The organism is Enterobacter sp. AC1 (genome assembly GCF_050434705.1).
Taxonomy (GTDB): domain Bacteria; phylum Pseudomonadota; class Gammaproteobacteria; order Enterobacterales; family Enterobacteriaceae; genus Enterobacter; species Enterobacter cloacae_L.
Genome location: NZ_JBNDIZ010000004.1, coordinates 122068 through 139074 on the forward strand (window position 1 = coordinate 122068; position 17007 = coordinate 139074).

General features: G+C 58.2%; 10 protein-coding genes. 5 read left to right on the forward strand and 5 right to left on the reverse strand.

Features of this window, described 5'->3' with window-relative positions; genetic code table 11:
• The first annotated feature begins 21 nt into the window (after positions 1 to 21).
• Positions 22 to 1158 (forward strand): lactonase family protein, encoded by a 1137-nt coding sequence (locus M2433_RS13770; RefSeq protein WP_429054830.1) that lies wholly within the window; start codon positions 22 to 24, stop codon positions 1156 to 1158.
• Positions 1159 to 1177: 19 nt separating this feature from the next.
• Positions 1178 to 3088 carry a BglG family transcription antiterminator gene (locus M2433_RS13775; RefSeq protein ID WP_429054831.1) on the forward strand — a complete coding sequence of 637 codons (1911 nt, stop codon included), beginning with the start codon at positions 1178 to 1180 and terminating at the stop codon, positions 3086 to 3088.
• A 32-nt stretch (positions 3089 to 3120) separates the two neighbouring features.
• On the opposite strand, the gene nrdG is transcribed toward M2433_RS13775, so the two are convergent.
• From nrdG to treB, 4 genes are all read right to left on the reverse strand, one after another.
• Positions 3121 to 3585 carry an anaerobic ribonucleoside-triphosphate reductase-activating protein gene (gene nrdG, locus M2433_RS13780; protein ID WP_429054832.1) on the reverse strand — a complete coding sequence of 155 codons (465 nt, stop codon included), beginning with the start codon at positions 3583 to 3585 and terminating at the stop codon, positions 3121 to 3123.
• Positions 3586 to 3716: 131 nt separating this feature from the next.
• Complete coding sequence (nrdD, locus tag M2433_RS13785) at positions 3717 to 5855, reverse strand: anaerobic ribonucleoside-triphosphate reductase (protein WP_429054833.1); 2139 nt, start codon at positions 5853 to 5855, stop codon at positions 3717 to 3719.
• A gap of 376 nt (positions 5856 to 6231) precedes the next feature.
• Positions 6232 to 7875 (reverse strand): alpha,alpha-phosphotrehalase, encoded by a 1644-nt coding sequence (gene treC / locus M2433_RS13790; RefSeq protein WP_429054834.1) that lies wholly within the window; start codon positions 7873 to 7875, stop codon positions 6232 to 6234.
• 51 nt (positions 7876 to 7926) lie between these two features.
• Positions 7927 to 9345, reverse strand: a complete 1419-nt coding sequence (gene treB, locus M2433_RS13795) for a PTS trehalose transporter subunit IIBC (protein ID WP_429055076.1) — start codon at positions 9343 to 9345, stop codon at positions 7927 to 7929.
• Positions 9346 to 9576: 231 nt separating this feature from the next.
• On the opposite strand from treB, the gene M2433_RS13800 reads away from it, so the two are divergent.
• Complete coding sequence (locus tag M2433_RS13800; protein WP_429054835.1) at positions 9577 to 11835, forward strand: hypothetical protein; 2259 nt, start codon at positions 9577 to 9579, stop codon at positions 11833 to 11835.
• 3 nt (positions 11836 to 11838) lie between these two features.
• Positions 11839 to 12699 (forward strand): formylglycine-generating enzyme family protein, encoded by an 861-nt coding sequence (locus M2433_RS13805; protein ID WP_429054836.1) that lies wholly within the window; start codon positions 11839 to 11841, stop codon positions 12697 to 12699.
• Between the two features lie 96 nt (positions 12700 to 12795).
• On the opposite strand, the gene treR is transcribed toward M2433_RS13805, so the two are convergent.
• The gene (gene treR / locus M2433_RS13810) at positions 12796 to 13749 is read right to left on the reverse strand and encodes a trehalose operon repressor TreR (RefSeq protein ID WP_429054837.1); all 954 of its coding nucleotides are present in this window, start codon (positions 13747 to 13749) and stop codon (positions 12796 to 12798) included.
• A gap of 391 nt (positions 13750 to 14140) precedes the next feature.
• Here treR and mgtA point away from each other — a divergent pair, with 391 nt between their 5' ends.
• Positions 14141 to 16849, forward strand: a complete 2709-nt coding sequence (mgtA, locus tag M2433_RS13815; RefSeq protein WP_429054838.1) for a magnesium-translocating P-type ATPase — start codon at positions 14141 to 14143, stop codon at positions 16847 to 16849.
• Positions 16850 to 17007: the final 158 nt, after the last annotated feature.

The window sequence follows — 17007 nt, forward strand, 5'->3', positions numbered from 1 at the left end:
CACTCACCTGAAGGAGCCACCATGCACACCCGTAACCTGCTTGTTGCTTCACTCTCTTTACTTGCGACCGCCGCAGTCGCCCAGACGCAGTACGCCTGGGTGGGCACCTACAACCCCAACGGTGAAGGGCTGTACCGCTTCACCGTCGACCCGCAAACCGGTGCGCTCGACAATAAAACGCTGGTGAGCAGGCTGCCGAACGCCGCGCAGCTGGCCGTCTCGCACGACGGCAAAACGCTCTACCTGGCAAGCGAAGTGGAGCAGGGCGTGGTGCAGGCGCTGCGCGTGGCCGATAACGGCGAGCTGAGCGAGCTCAATCAGGTGGCGTCCGGCGGTGCGGGGCCGGTGTATCTTTCCCTGACGCCGAACGGTCGTCATCTACTGGTGGCGAACTACGTCAGCGGGTCGATTGCCGTTTTACCGGTCAAGGCAGACGGCAGCCTGGGTGACGCCACGGATCGGCACCAGGATGAGGGTGAGCCGGGCACGGCAAAACCGGAAGCGGCTGCGGAGGGCAGCTTTGCCATCAGCGATCACAACGGCCCCCACGCGCACATGATCGCCGCCGATCCGAGCGGCAAGTACGTATTTTCCACCGATCTGGGGCTGGATCGTCTCTACCAGTATCGTTTTGACGATCGAAGCGGCAAGCTGACGCCGAACGATCCGCCGTTTGTCAGCGCCTCCTCAAAAGGGGCCGGGCCGCGCCACTTTGTCTTTACGCCGAAAGGCGATGCCCTGTGGCTGATTAACGAAGAGGCCTCTACGCTCACCCACTATGCGGTGGGGGCAAACGGTACGCTGAAAGAGGGCAAAACGGTTTCCGCCCTGCCGGAAGGGTACAAAGGCACCAGCTTTGCTGCCGGGCTGGCGTTAAGCGCCGACGGAAAGCAGCTGTATGTGGCTAACCGTTTGCATAACAGCATCGGGCACTTTACCGTAACAGCGGAGGGCACGCTGACGCATCAGGACGATGTGTGGACGCGCGGTGATTACCCGCGCACCCTGACGCTCGATAAACAGGGGCGCTGGCTGTACGTCATGAACCAGCGGAGCGACAACATTACCCGTTTCCGCGTCGGTCAGGACGGCAAGCTAAGCTTTGAGCCAGACTATACCCCGGTCGGCAGCCCATCCCAGATGGTCATTTCACCCTAAGCCGTAAGAGGACAACGACGTGCGATTCCCGAACCAACGTTTAGCGCAACTTTTCGATCTGTTGCAAAACGAGACGCTGCCGCAGGACGAGCTGGCGCAGCGGCTGTCGGTCTCCACGCGAACCGTCCGTGCGGATATCACCGCCCTTAACGCGCTGCTGGCAGGCCACGGCGCGCAGTTCATCCTGAGCCGGGGCAACGGCTACCAGCTCAAAATTGAGGATGCCGAGCGTTATCAGCAGCTGCAGGCCTCCCACCCGCGCGCGCTGCGTATCCCACGGACCGGGCCGGAACGCGTGCATTATCTGGTGGTGCGTTTTCTCACCTCGGCGTTTTCCCTCAAGCTTGAGGATCTGGCGGACGAGTGGTTCGTCAGCCGCGCCACGCTGCAAAGCGACATGGCGGAGGTGCGCGAGTGGTTCCACCGCTATAACCTGACGCTGGAAACCCGTCCGCGTCACGGGATGAAGCTGTTTGGCAGCGAGATGTCGACCCGCGCGTGCCTGACCGATCTGCTCTGGGAGCTGGCGCAGCAGGACAGCCTGAACCCGCTGGTGACCGACGTGGCGCTGAATGCGGGCGTGGCGGAGCAGATGGTGCCCGTGCTGCACGACGCGCTGACGCGTCATCACATTCGCCTGACCGACGAGGGCGAGCTGTTCCTGCGCCTGTACTGCGCGGTGTCGGTGCGCCGCATCAGCGAAGGTTACCCGCTGCCGGAGTTCCATGCCGAAGACGTGGAAGAGAACGTGCGCGAGGCGGCGAAAGATATCGCCGTGACAATCCAGCAGCTGGCGGGCAAAGCGCTTTCACCCTCGGAGGAGAGCTGGCTGTGCGTCCACATCGCCGCGCGGCAGATTCAGGAGATCGCGCCCAGCGCCATTAACGCCGATGACGACGAAGCGCTGGTCAACTACATCCTGCGCTACATCAACACCCACTATAACTACAACCTGCTCAGCGACGAACAGCTGCACGCGGATCTGCTCACGCACATCAAGACCATGATCACCCGCGTGCGGTATCAAATCATGATCCCGAACCCGCTGCTGGATAACATCAAGCAGCACTATCCGATGGCGTGGGACATGACGCTGGCGGCGGTGTCGAGCTGGGGCAAATATACGCCGTACGTGATCAGCGAAAACGAGATTGGCTTCCTGGTGCTGCACATCGGCGTCGGGCTGGAGCGCCACTACAACATCGGCTACCATCGCCAGCCGCGCGTGTTGCTGGTGTGCGACGCCGGTAACGCCATGGTGCGCATGATCGAGGCGGTGCTGCAGCGCAAATACCCGCAAATTGAGATGACGCGCACCCTCACCCTGCGCGAGTACGAGCTGACCGAATCCATCAGCGAAGATTTTGTTATTTCCACCGCCCGCATCAGCGAAAAGTCGAAACCGGTGGTCACGATCGCCCCGTTCCCGACCGACTATCAGCTGGAGCAGATTGGCAAACTGGTGCTGGTGGACCGCACCCGCCCGTGGATGCTGGATAAATACTTCGACGCGGCCCATTTCCGCATTATTGACACGCCCGTCGACCAGCAAACGCTGTTCCGCGAGCTGTGCGAACAGCTTGAAGAAGAAGGCTTTGTCGGGGAGGCGTTTCTGGATTCCGTCGTTGAGCGTGAAGCCATCGTCAGTACCATGCTCGGCGACGGCATCGCGCTGCCGCACTCCCTCGGCCTGCTGGCGCATAAAACGGTGGTCTACACCGTGCTCGCCCCGCACGGCGTGCAGTGGGGCGACGAAACCGCGCACGTCATCTTCCTGCTCGCCATCAGCAAAAGCGAATACGAAGAGGCGATGGCGATTTACGATATTTTCGTCACCTTCCTGCGCGAACGCGCGATGTCACGCCTCTGTAGCTGCGGCGATTTTGCCGAGTTTAAGGCGGTGGCGATGGAGAGTTTGAGCCGATTTTGAGGTAAGGGCGGACGGATAACATCCGCCTTTGTTCAACGCAGATGATGCACAACCTGGTTACTGCTGCCGCGCCAGATAAGCGACGGGTCTTTTAAATCCTGCATAAACTTGCCGTCGACCAGCACGTTAATCAGATCCACCACTTCCATTTGCTGCGCGTTCAGCTCTTCCAGCCTGTAGCCTGTCCAGACCCAGATGTCTTTTCCCTCACACTCTGCCCGAATGCGCTTCACCAGCTTCAGGATATCCGGCACGTTTTGCGGATGCAGCGGATCGCCACCGGAAAGTGAGATCCCCTGACGTTTGATGCGGGTGTCGTTCAGGTCGTTGACGATCCTGTCTTCCATCTCGGCGGTAAACGGTATGCCGGAATTGAGGCGCCAGGTGCTTTTGTTGTAGCAGCCGGGGCATTCGTGCACGCAGCCTGAAACAAACAGGGTGCAGCGGGTGCCGGGGCCGTTAACGATGTCGACGGGGTAGTACTGGTGATAGTTCATAGCGTTAACCTGATGCCCTCACCCCTCACCCTAACCCTCTCCCCATAGGGGAGAGGGGACTACTCGGTGCGGCCTTTCCCCCTCTCCCCTATGGGGAGAGGGCGGGGTGAGGGGAAAATTTGATGAAGAACTTACCCGATCTGCCCATTCCCTAAATGCTTCACGCGGCGCTTCACCTCTTCCTGCTTCCCGGCGTTAAACGGACGCGCGTCCGGGCTGCCGAGATAGCCGCACACGCGGCGGGTGACGGAGACGCGAGCTGCGTCGTGGTTGCCGCATTTCGGGCAGGTAAAGCCTTTGCTGGTGCACTCAAACTCACCGGTAAAGCCGCACTCGTAGCACTCGTCGATAGGCGTGTTGGTGCCGTAGTACGGCACGTGCTGGTAGCTGTAATCCCACACGTCTTCCAGCGCCCTCAGGTTGTGCTGAATGTTCGGGTACTCGCCGTAGCAGATGAAGCCGCCGCTGGCGATCGGCGGGTACGCCGCTTCAAAGTCGATCTTGTCGTACGGGTTCACCTTTTTCTCCACGTCGAGGTGGAAGCTGTTGGTGTAATACCCTTTATCCGTCACCCCTTCCACAATGCCGAACTCGGCGGTGTCCAGGCGGCAGAAGCGGTCGCACAGGTTTTCGCTCGGCGTGCTGTAGAGGCTAAACCCGTAGCCGGTTTCCTCTTTCCACTGGTCTACCGCGTCGCGCAGGCGCTGAACGATGGCGATGCCTTTCTCACGCAGCACGGCGCTGTCGTACATGTGCGCGTCGCCAAACAGCGCGTTGATGGTTTCGTGAATGCCGATATAGCCCAGCGAAATCGACGCGCGACCGTTTTTGAAGATCTCGGACACGTCATCGTCCGCCTTCAGGCGCACGCCGCAGGCACCTTCCATATAGAGGATGGGTGCCACGCGGGCTTTCACCCCTTCCAGACGCGCGATGCGGGTCATCAGCGCTTTACGCGCCAGCTGCAGGCGCTCGTCCAGCAGCGTCCAGAAGGCGTCTTCGTTACCTTTCGCTTCCAGCGCGATGCGCGGCAGGTTCAGGCTGATGACGCCCAGGTTGTTGCGACCGTCGTGGATCTGCTCACCGTTTTCGTCTTCGTACACGCCGAGGAAGCTGCGGCAGCCCATTGGCGTTTTAAACGAACCGGTCACTTTGACGACCTGATCGTAGTTCAGGATGTCCGGATACATGCGCTTGCTCGCGCACTCCAGCGCCAGCTGTTTGATGTCGTAGTTCGGATCGCCAAACTTGTGGTTCAGGCCGTCGCGGATGGCGAACACCAGTTTCGGGAACACGGCGGTTTTGCGGTTTTTGCCGAGCCCGGAGATGCGGTTGCGCAGGATAGACTGCTGGATCAGACGCGATTCCCAGCTGGTGCCCAGACCGAAGCCGAAGGTCACAAACGGCGTCTGGCCGTTGGCGGTGTGCAGGGTGTTTACCTCATACTCCAGCGACTGAAACGCGTCATAGCACTCTTTCTCGGTGCGGGAGTGGGCGTAGCCGTCCGCGTCCGGGATCTGCCACTCTTCGGCCGTTTTACGGTGCTTGTTGAAGCTTGCCGTCACGAACGGAGCCAGCACTTCATCAATGCGGTTAATGGTGGTGCCGCCATAAATGTGGCTGGCAACCTGAGCGATAATCTGCGCCGTGACGGCGGTGGCCGTGGAGATGGACTTAGGCGGTTCAATCTCGGCGTTACCCATTTTAAAACCGTGGGTCAGCATGCCCTTCAGGTCGATCAGCATGCAGTTGAACATCGGGAAGAACGGCGAGTAGTCGAGATCGTGGTAGTGGATCTCGCCGCGCTCGTGCGCCGACACCACGTCGCGCGGCAGCAGATGCTGGCGGGCATAGTGTTTAGCCACGATACCGGCCAGCAGGTCGCGCTGGGTCGGGATCACTTTACTGTCTTTATTGGCGTTTTCGTTGAGCAGGGCGGAGTTGGTCTGCTCCACCAGGCCACGGATCTCCTGGTTCAGGCGGCCGCGCTTCTCGCGCTGCACGTCACGATCGTGGCGGTACTCAATGTAGGCGCGGGCCAGCTGCTTGTAAGGCCCCGCCATCAGCTGGTTCTCAACCGCGGTCTGGATCTCGTTGATATCGACCTGGCTGCGTTCATTCATCTGGCTGCTAACGATTTCTGCGACGGTGGCGCAGTAATCTGCGTCATCGACTCCCGCTGCTTTAGCTGCACGCAGAATGGCTTCCTGGATGCGCTCTGATTTAAACGGCACTTTACAGCCATCACGTTTCATCACATGCGGTGTCATGATCACTCCATTTTTTAAAAACAGGTTATCCACAGAGGCGGAGAAGTATTCAAAGGCTGTATTGTCAGCCAGGTGAGAGACTTCCCTCGTTCCCGACCCTTGTTATCCACAATTCCGGAGAGCTGAGTCGCGGTCTTGTTGTTGGAATAGTAGACGATTAATACAAGATGTTGGGTCGGCGTGCATTTTAAGTGCTACATATAGTGATTTGCATCAAACATGTTTGCGATTTATTTGATTCAGAACAAAGTAAAAAGACGAGAGTACAAACGGCGGGCGCTGCAGCGATTGTAAATCCGGAAAGGAAAAATCTGATTAATTATTCAACAAAAACAGTAAAGTAAGCCGGGCGCAACGGATGCGCCCGGTGAAGGTATTACGCCTCTAGCCACCAGAGGGCTTCAAACGGACGCAGCGTCGTTTTCGTTGGCGACGGATAGTTGCTCATCACCGTCTGCCACTCGCCGCTCAGGAGGTCATTTGTCCATTCATGAGGCTTATCGCTCAGGTTCGCCATCACTATCAGCGTCTGTCCCTGCCACCGGCGACGGTAGCACCACAGGGAAGGATGTTCAGGCAGTAAATCCTCATAATCCCCCCACGTCAGCACCGGCAGAGTTTTGCGCAGGCTAATCAGCGACTGGTAGGTGTAGAACACCGAATCCGGGTCATCGAGCGCCGCGCGGGCGTTCACGGTTTCGTAGTTGTCGCAGACGCCAATCCACGGCTCGCCCTCGCTAAAACCCGCATTGTGCGACGCGTCCCACTGCATCGGCGTGCGGCCGTTGTCGCGGGACTTGCTCGCCAGAATCGCCAGCAGTTCGTCCGGCTCGCGGCCGTTGGCCCGCAGTTCCGCGAACATGTTCAGGCTTTCCACGTCGCGGTAATCGGTAATGCGGCTGAAGTGCGGGTTGGTCATCCCCAGCTCTTCGCCCTGATAGATATACGGCGTGCCCTGCATCCCGTGCAGCACCATGCCGAGCATCTTCGCGGCCTGTACGCGGTATTCGCCTTCGTCACCAAAGCGCGACACGATGCGCGGCTGGTCGTGGTTACACCAGAACAGCGCGTTCCAGGCTTTGTTGTGCATCCCCTGCTGCCAGTGGCGGAAGAGGGTTTTCAGCGCGACGAAGTCCGGCTTCGCCTTCGTCCACTTTTCGCCGCCGGGGTAGTCCACCTTCAGATGATGGAAGTTGAAGGTCATCGACAGCTCGCTGCCGTCGAGCGACGCGTACTGCTGGCAGTTCTCCAGCGAGGTCGAGGACATCTCGCCTACCGTCATCAGGTTGCGCGGGGTGAAGACGTCGCGGCTCATCTCCTGCAGATATTCGTGGATGCGCGGCCCGTCGGTATAGAAGCGGCGGCCGTCTCCGATGTTGTCGTCCGGGAAATCCTGGTCTTTCGAAATCAGGTTAATCACGTCCAGACGCAAGCCGTCCACGCCGCGATCGGCCCAGAACTCGCACACTTTTTTCAGCTCGGCGCGCACGGCCGGGTTCTCCCAGTTGAGATCCGCCTGCTCCGGGGCGAAGAGGTGCAGGTAATACTGCTCGCTCTCGGCGTGCCAGCGCCAGGCGTTGCCGCCAAACTTGGAGCGCCAGTTGTTGGGAAGCTGCTCCGGCGTGCCGTCGCGCCAGATGTAGAACTGGCGGTACGGGCTCGCTTTGTTCAGCGACTCGCGGAACCAGGCGTGCTGCGTTGAGGTGTGGTTAAACACCATATCCAGCACGATGCGAATGCCGCGCGCGTGCGCTTCCGCAACCAGCTCGTCGAAGTCATCCAGGGTGCCGTAAGCCGGGTCAATGGCGGTGTAATTCGCCACGTCGTAGCCGTTATCCACCTGCGGGGAGATATAAAACGGCGTCAGCCAGATGGCGTCAATGCCGAGGGTTTTCAGGTAGTCCAGACGCTGCGTCACGCCGCGTAAATCACCAGTGCCGCTGCCGGTAGTGTCCTGGAAACTTTTTGGGTAAATCTGATAGATGACGCCGTTCTGCCACCAGTGAGGAAGAGTATTCATAGTGCGTTCCTGCAAATGCGAAGGGGCGCAACTGCGCCCCGAAAGAAGACGTTAAACAATCTGCAGCGTGCCCTGACGGAACTTACGCTGGTAAACCACGGTGGTGAGCGCCATTGGGACGATAATCGCTACCGCCATGGCCAGGGCAAACACCTGCCAGAACGCGGGCTGGATGGAGAGGATGCCCGGCAGCCCGCCGACGCCAATCCCGTTTGCCATCACGCCGTTCAGGCCGCAGAGCAGGCCCGCCAGACCGGAACCGATCATCGCGCAGAGCATCGGGAAGCGGTATTTCAGGTTGATGCCGTACATTGCCGGTTCGGTGACGCCGAGGTAGGCAGAGATAGCTGCCGGTACGGAGATTTCACGCTCGTTATGCTTGCGGCTGACGATGATGATGCCGGTCACCGCAGAGGCCTGTGCAATGTTAGACAGCGCGATAATCGGCCAGACCGGCGTGCCGCCGAGGCTCTGGATCATCTGCATATCTATCGCCAGCGTGGTCTGGTGCACGCCGGTGATCACCAGCGGGGCGTACAGGAAGCCAAACAGCGCGGCACCAATCGGCGCGAAGCTGCCGGTCATCAGGTGACGCACCGCGAAGGCCACGCCGTCGCCAATCATGCGGCCAAACGGACCGATAAAGGCGTGCGCCAGGAACACCGCCAGGATCAGCGAGCAGACCGGCACCACCACCAGATAGAGGTAATCCGGCACGATGCGCTTGAGGCGCGTTTCAATAAAGCCCAGCGCCAGACCGGCCAGCAGTGCCGGGATCACCTGCGCCTGGTAGCCCACTTTAGCGATGGTAAACAGCCCGAAGTTCCACACCTCCGGCACCTGCTGCCCAAGTAAGTAAGCGTTCATTAACTGTGGAGAGACCAGCGTGACGCCCAGCACGATACCCAGAATCGGCGTGCCGCCCATTTTGCGCACCGCCGACCAGCAAATGCCCACCGGCAGGTAGAAGAAGATCGCTTCGCCAATCAGCCACAGGAAGTCATAGATGCTTTGCAGCGCCGGGTACATCTGCGCCAGGGTTTTGCCGTCGCTCATCGGCACATCGCCGATGACGTTGCGGAAGCCTAAGATTAAGCCTCCGCTGATCAGCGCCGGCAGCAGCGGGAAGAAGATCTCCGCGAAGTGGGAGATCAGCTGCTCGTGCCACTTCATATTCTGGCGCGCGGCCTTCTTCGCCTGCTCTTTATCGGCGGAAGAGTACCCGGTTGTCGCCAGCAGAGCCTGATAGTAATCGCCCACTTCGGTACCAATAACGACCTGGAACTGGCCGGCGTTGGTGAAGCAGCCTTTTACCATGGAAAGTTCTTCAATGGCCTTCGGGTTGGCTTTGGCCGGGTCGTTCAGCACGAAGCGCAGGCGGGTAATGCAATGGCTGACGGTGGCGATGTTTTCGCGGCCGCCGACCAGGACGATCAGCCGATCGATATCTGCTTGTTTGACTTTACTCATCATGAAACCTCATGACAGATGGGAGGGGTGTAATGACCTGAGCGCAAGCCTACTCCTTCAGCGTGACGGCGAAAATGGGAACGTTCCCGAAATCAGGCGAAGATCACAATAATCTGTTGAGCGGGGGATGATCTGGATGTTTTATTAATGCCTGACCATGAACGTTTTATGTCGCGATTGTTGTATGATACCGATGATTATAACCACATTTATATTGAGGGATTAATGTAGATGACAAATCAAAACACGCCAGCCGACAATACCACGTCCACCCGCCTGAAACTTCGCTCTACGGGAGTCACAGCCTACTGTACCTTTGGACCTGCGCTTTATTTCCATCCTGACAGTGAAACCTTGATTGCCGTTGATGCCTGTGATAACGATGCTATTGAACGAGAGCATTGCCGGCTGGAAAAGCTGCTGGCAACCCGTATCGATGCACAGTTGCGCATTGACAACCTGACAAAGCAGATGACCGCTCTCGACTGGCATCAGGTTGCCGAGCGGAACCGCCTCGAATCACTGCTAAAAAAGGAATACCAGCAGCTTGATGACGCTATCGGGGCGCTGCGAGGCGAGCTTCAGGATCTGACTCCAGCCAGTCAGCTTCCAAAGGCCACACTGCTGGACGATAACGCCAAAAAAAGCGCTATCGGCATTATGGAGATGATTGAAATCCAGGGAGGTGGATACCGTGGTGGCCGTTACACTTATGTCCGCTCCGATAAAATCCTCAGCCACTGGCGACGCTATCGCCTGAACGACGGCGAAAAACAGCCGGCGACAAAGGGTTTTATTAAAACAGTCAGTCATACCGGCGAAGATGGCGTCACTCGCACGCGGCAGGAAATCGATACACAGAAGCTGAAATCACAGCTGGCAAAAGTAAAACCCTCCATGACCCTCTGGGAGCAGAAGCTGATTGATGACCATTTGGACGTCCTGACAAACTGGGCCAGAGAACTGAATGACAGTCTGAAAAAACACAGTGAATCGGAAAGTGGCAACATCGTCTTTGACGGACAGGCCCAACTGATGCGCTGGACTTACGGCGCAGGTCTCAAAGGCACTCTGAACCCTTTTGAATACGACATCCGCACCGGTAAGATAAAACCAACCGCCACGGCCAGCGGGAAGCTGAGCGCCTACGCCAGCCTGGCACTGGCCGAAGCGAAAAGCACCGCAAAAGTTTACTGGCCTGACCATGCTGGAGTCCGTATCTGCTACCCGCTGGATCCGATACGCATCCCCGGCGGCGGCATGGGGCTGCTCGGCGTTCTGCGCTTTGATTTCGAGCTGGCCCTGTCCGGCAGTATAGGTGCCAGTCTGGGTATTGAAGCTGGCATCAGCTTTTCCGGGGATGTGGTGAAAGGCCTTCCCGTTAAAACCACACCAACAGGCACACCCGGACAGTGGCGCAATGTTGACATTTCAAAAACCGTTGAAGAAGTAAAGCCTGGCGCAGAACTAAGCCTGTTTGCCGGTGCGGAAGCCGGGGCCAATCTTGCCGGGAAAATGGTCTGGCTCAATCCGGACCAGGCTGGTAAGGGTAGCGAAAAATTTACCTCCCTGGCAAAAGTGGCTGTTGGTGTAACAGGGCAAGCAGGCTGGGGGGGCAGTGGTTGCATGGAACTCAGTTGGAAAGATGGAAAAGTCCGTATTCGCGTCAAGGGTGGTGTCTGTTCCGGCCTAGGCGCAAAAGGCTCAGTCACTCTGGAGGTGGATGGCAAGGCCATCATGACCGAGTTTATGCCCTGCCTCGCCTATATGCTGCGAAACGCCGACTACACCCGCCTGATGGACATTATGAAAGAAGATGATTATGGTGCTTTTTGTGCCATCCCCCTGCTAGCTGGCATGTACAACCTGAACCGAGCCATTGATGCAGCGAGCGCTATCGGAACTACCCTGAAAGTCGGCTGGAACGATAAGGAAGCTCGCGTAAGACTGATGGAAAAAATACTCGATAATGATGAGTATCTGAAATACGCCCCGCCGGAAAGTAAAGGTGCTGCCATCGCTGCCCTAATAGAGAAAAATTTCTGGGATGAGGTCGCCAGCCCTGCCAGTCATCAGGGGGAGGCTTGCGAGGGTGGCACCACCTTTGCCAGCTGTAAACGCGCCATTCTCGCTGTCCTGAGCTGGATACAGTCAAAGCGTGAGTATCAGAATATCATGCAGCACCTGTCCACCATCATCGGTGAAAAAGGCGACTGGAAAGCCAATGAGGCCCGCGTCATCGCGTTTCTGGCTGAAGGTGAGCAGCCGCGCGAATACGGATACGATGCCAGCTTCATTCCGGGCGCACAGAAGGTCATCATCACCCCCAGCCACTATGCGGAAAATCTGCATGCCATTTACGCCCATTTGCCTGATGCACCCGCCGTGTCACCGGGTCACCCGAACGAATTCATGCTTCCACTCACACCTGTGTTGCCGTCATTACTGCACAGCTGCACCACCTACATAACCACCCAGCACGGACGATAAACCATGACCGGACAGATTCTTTCATACTTAACCCTGACAGCACTGGTACCGGTGGCCATCACCGGCTGTCGTGATGAGCAAAATATAAAAGCCGACTCGGATGCGCTGGTTCGTACCTCTCTGGAAAATCTGGTGACGGTAAAAGGCGGCAGTTTTCAGATGGGAGATTTTGGCCGACTGGTTGATGAACATCTTCCTTTCAATCCAGACCAAGATACGCCCCTTCATTCCGTCACACTGTCCGACTTTCGGATCGGAAAATATCGCGTCACCTGGGGAGAGTTTAATCGCTGGCTCGTTATTCAGGGACGGGATAAAAACACCATCTACCAGACGATTTCTCAGGGTAAATATTTCAGTAAGCAGGACAAAGAGGCGCTGGGCGAAACATATCCTGCAACGGCAAGCTGGCAAGACGTCCGCGACTATTGCCAGTGGCTGGGTAAAAATAGCCATCGCAATATGGATCTCCCCACTGAAGCGCAGTGGGAGTACGCAGCCCGCAGTAGGGGGCGGTTATTTATTTTCGCTAACGGCGATAACAAAAATTACGTCTGGAACGACAAAAACCGTAACTATGCGTCATCCAGCAAAAAAAAACCTGTCGGTAGTTTTCCTGCTAATCCGCTTGGTCTCTACGACATGATGGGGAACGGAGCGGACTGGGTAAAAGACTGGTATGCGGCAGATTACTACCTTCATTCGCCAGAAAAAGATCCACAAGGTCCAGAGTCAGGAAAGAAAAAGTCAGTGCGAGGCAGCACAGGATCAGGACATACTCTAAGTATTGAACGCAGCAGCCTCAAGCCTGATAGCGAATGGGGTTCAGAGTTCCGCTGTGTAGAGAATAGTCCGCTCAAGTAATTGAGCTATTTCCTGTTCGCGACGTGTAGCCGGCGAATAATATCATCGAAAATGCGATGATCTGAGATGATACGGTAAGACCTGAATCTAGCCACATTATGCTTCAGAGAGGATTGCGGGAATAACGATCTGACGCGGCTCAGCGCGCCCGTTGATCTGCTCTATCAGCTGCGCGGCGGCCTGTCTGCCGGACTCGGCGTAGCCCGGGTCGACGGTGATAATTTCCGGGTGCAGGAACTTCATCAGCGGCGTGCTGCCGACGCTCGCCACCTGCAGGTTATCGATGCGCTGCTCCTGCAGATATTTGCTGGCACCCAGCGCCAGGGTATCCGTGGCGCACACCAGCGCGGTGGTCTGCGGCGTCAGAACGCTGGCGACCTGCTCGTAGCCCTGCTTCATGCCCAGCCCCGGCAGGGAGGCTACGGCGGAGAGGTTGTGCTGTTTGCAAAACGCCAGATAGGCTTCATGGCGGCGCTTGCCGGTGGTGACGTCCGCGTGCGGCACGCCCAGATAGCTGATGTGGCGATGGCCTTGCTCGTACAGGCGCTGCATCAGGGTAATAATGGCGCCTTCATCGTCGTAGCAGACAGACGCAAACCCGCTGGCATCGCGCGCCAGCAGCACCAGCGAGGGCTGCCAGGGTTTGAGCATCTCTTCTTTGATGCCGGTAAAGCCAAACAGCACCACGCCGTCAATGTTGCGCCGCTTGAGCATACCCAGATGCTCTTCAACCAGCTGCACAGAGAACTGGCTCTCCATCATGATCGGATCATAGCCCTGCTCGTAGAAGGCGGGCAGCATGGTCTGGACGGCGAGATTCTCGGAGAGGGAATCCAGACGCGAGACGATGATCGCGACCACTTTGTCGCTCTGCCCGCGCATAGCGCGCGCGGAGCGGGAAGGGGAAAAGCCGTGCTGGTTCATGACCGCCTCGACGCGTTCGCGGGTGCGTTCGCTGACGCCGCTTTCGTTGTTCAGCACGCGTGAGACGGTCGATTTCCCCACGCCGCTTAAACGCGCGATGTCTTTAATCGTTAGGCGGTTCTGCATGCTGTATTCCCTGTAACAACGACGATGTAGTGAATTGAGCCTAATGCTATAGCGCGATTTCGCTATGGGCAAAGTCTGGTTTACGTTCGGTTTATTTGCAGGGGGGTATAATACCGCCCGAATCGCCACAAAGGGTACGCTTAAATCCTTATACTGCGCGGCGACACCCTGATTTTTACTTACCGGAGGCTTTATGGATCCCGATCCCACACCTCTCCTGAACGGGAGAATGCGTTCTTTCCGGTAAGCCAGCCTGTTGCTGACTCACCGGTGATGTGAGGCAGCAACGTCATAAACGTTCCTGCTTGAAAAATTGAGTGCCTCTCAGGTACGGCCTTGCCACGCCTGAAGGAAATGCTGCGTCCGCGCTTGCGGATGCGGAGGAATGACTATGTTTAAAAATATCACCCGGCAGCTGCAGGCGCTGCTGAGCCGCCACCTGCCACATCGTCTTGTTCAACGCGACCCGCTGCCCAATGGCAAAAACGTGGCGGGCACCGCGATCCCCGCGTCTCTGACCGAGCGCTGCCTTAACGTGGCGGCGATGGATGAAAACGAAGTCTGGCGCGCGTTTGGCGGACACCCGGAAGGGCTGAACGCTTCAGAAGTGGAAAAAATCCGCGCCGTGCACGGCGATAACCAGATCCCGGCGCAAAAGCCGTCTCCGTGGTGGGTGCATCTCTGGCTCTGCTACCGTAACCCGTTCAACCTGCTGCTGACCGTGCTCGGCCTCATCTCCTACGCGACGGAAGATCTGTTTGCCGCAGGGGTGATTGCCCTGATGGTGGGCATTTCCACGCTGCTGAACTTTATTCAGGAGGCCCGCTCCACCAAAGCGGCGGACGCCCTGAAGGCGATGGTCAGCAACACCGCAACCGTCTCGCGCGTGATCAACGATCTCGGTGAAAACGCGTGGGTCGAACTGCCGATTGACCAGCTGGTACCGGGCGATCTGGTGAAGTTGGCGGCGGGGGACATGATCCCGGCGGATTTGCGCATCATTCAGGCGCGCGATCTGTTCGTGGCCCAGGCCTCTCTCACCGGGGAATCCCTGCCGGTTGAAAAGGTGGCGCGCAGCCGCGACCCGCAGCAGATGAATCCGCTCGAGTGCGACACCCTGTGCTTTATGGGCACCACGGTCGTCAGCGGCACCGCGCAGGCGATTGTCACCGCCACCGGGGGCAACACCTGGTTTGGACAGCTTGCCGGGCGCGTCAGCGAGCAGGAGAGCGAGCCAAACGCCTTCCAGAAAGGGATTGGCCGCGTCAGCATGCTGCTGATCCGCTTTATGATGGTAATGACGCCGATCGTGCTGCTGATCAACGGCTACACCAAAGGCGACTGGTGGGAAGCGGCGCTGTTTGCGCTCTCCGTGGCCGTCGGCCTTACGCCTGAAATGCTGCCGATGATCGTCACCTCCACGCTGGCGCGCGGGGCGGTGAAGCTCTCTAAGCAGAAAGTGATCGTTAAACACCTCGATGCCATCCAGAACTTTGGCGCGATGGACATCCTCTGCACCGATAAAACCGGCACCCTGACGCAGGACAAAATCGTGCTGGAGAACCACACCGACATTTCCGGCAAAACCAGCGAGCGTGTGCTGCACAGCGCGTGGCTGAACAGCCACTACCAGACCGGGCTGAAAAACCTGCTCGACGTTGCGGTGCTGGAAGGGGTGGATGAAGAGTCCGCCCGCACGCTCTCCGGCCGCTGGCAGAAGGTGGACGAGATCCCGTTCGACTTCGAGCGCCGCCGCATGTCGGTGGTGGTGAGCGAGCAGCAGGACGTCCACCAGCTGATCTGCAAAGGGGCGCTGCAGGAGATCCTCAACGTGTCGACGCAGGTCCGCTATAACGGCGACATCGTGCCGCTGGACGACACCATGCTTCGCCGCATCAAGCGCGTCACCGACAACCTGAACCGTCAGGGGCTGCGCGTGGTGGCGGTGGCGAGTAAATTCCTGCCCGCGCGTGAAGGGGACTATCAGCGTATCGACGAATCCGATCTGATCCTCGAGGGTTACATCGCCTTCCTCGATCCGCCGAAAGAGACCACCGCACCGGCGCTGAAGGCGCTGAAGGCGAGCGGTATTACCGTCAAAATTCTCACCGGAGACAGCGAGCTGGTGGCGGCCAAAGTGTGCCATGAGGTGGGGCTGGACGCGGGTGACGTGGTGGTGGGAAGCGATATTGAACATCTCTCCGATGACGAGCTGGCGCAGCTTGCCCAGCGCACCACGCTGTTTGCCCGCCTGACGCCGATGCACAAAGAGCGCATCGTCACGCTGCTGCGTCGCGAAGGGCACGTGGTGGGCTTTATGGGCGACGGCATCAACGATGCGCCCGCGCTGCGTGCGGCGGACATTGGTATCTCCGTCGACGGCGCGGTGGACATCGCCCGCGAGGCGGCGGATATCATCCTGCTGGAAAAGAGCCTGATGGTGCTGGAGGAGGGCGTGATCGAAGGCCGCCGCACCTTCGCCAACATGCTCAAGTACATCAAAATGACCGCCAGCTCCAACTTCGGTAACGTCTTCAGCGTGCTGGTGGCGAGCGCGTTTCTGCCGTTCCTGCCGATGCTGCCGCTGCACCTGCTGATCCAGAACCTGATGTACGACGTGTCTCAGGTGGCGATCCCGTTTGATAACGTGGACGACGAGCAGATCCAGAAGCCGCAGCGCTGGAACCCGGCGGATCTTGGTCGCTTTATGCTGTTCTTCGGGCCGATCAGCTCCATCTTCGACATTCTGACCTTCTGCCTGATGTGGTTTGTGTTCCACGCCAACACCCCGGAACACCAGACCCTGTTCCAGTCCGGCTGGTTCGTGGTAGGTCTGCTGTCGCAGACGCTGATTGTGCACATGATCCGTACGCGCCGCATTCCGTTCATCCAGAGCCGTGCCGCGTGGCCGCTGATTGTGATGACGGGGATTGTGATGGCGCTCGGCATCGCGCTGCCGTTCTCACCGCTGGCGAGCTACCTGCAGCTGCAGGCGCTGCCGCTGAGCTACTTCCCGTGGCTGGTAGCGATCCTCGCCGGTTATATGGTGCTGACCCAGATGGTGAAAGGGTTCTATGCGCGTCGGTATGGGTGGCAGTAAAAACATCCCCTCTCCCTGGAAGGGAGAGGGGATGATTACACCCTCGCCCCTTTGGGGAGTGGGCCGGGGTGAGGGGACTGGCTTTCCTCTCAAATTCAACAACCTGTGATCTCCGTCGGCGCAATCGCTTGACGACAAATTGAGCGCATGTTAACAGA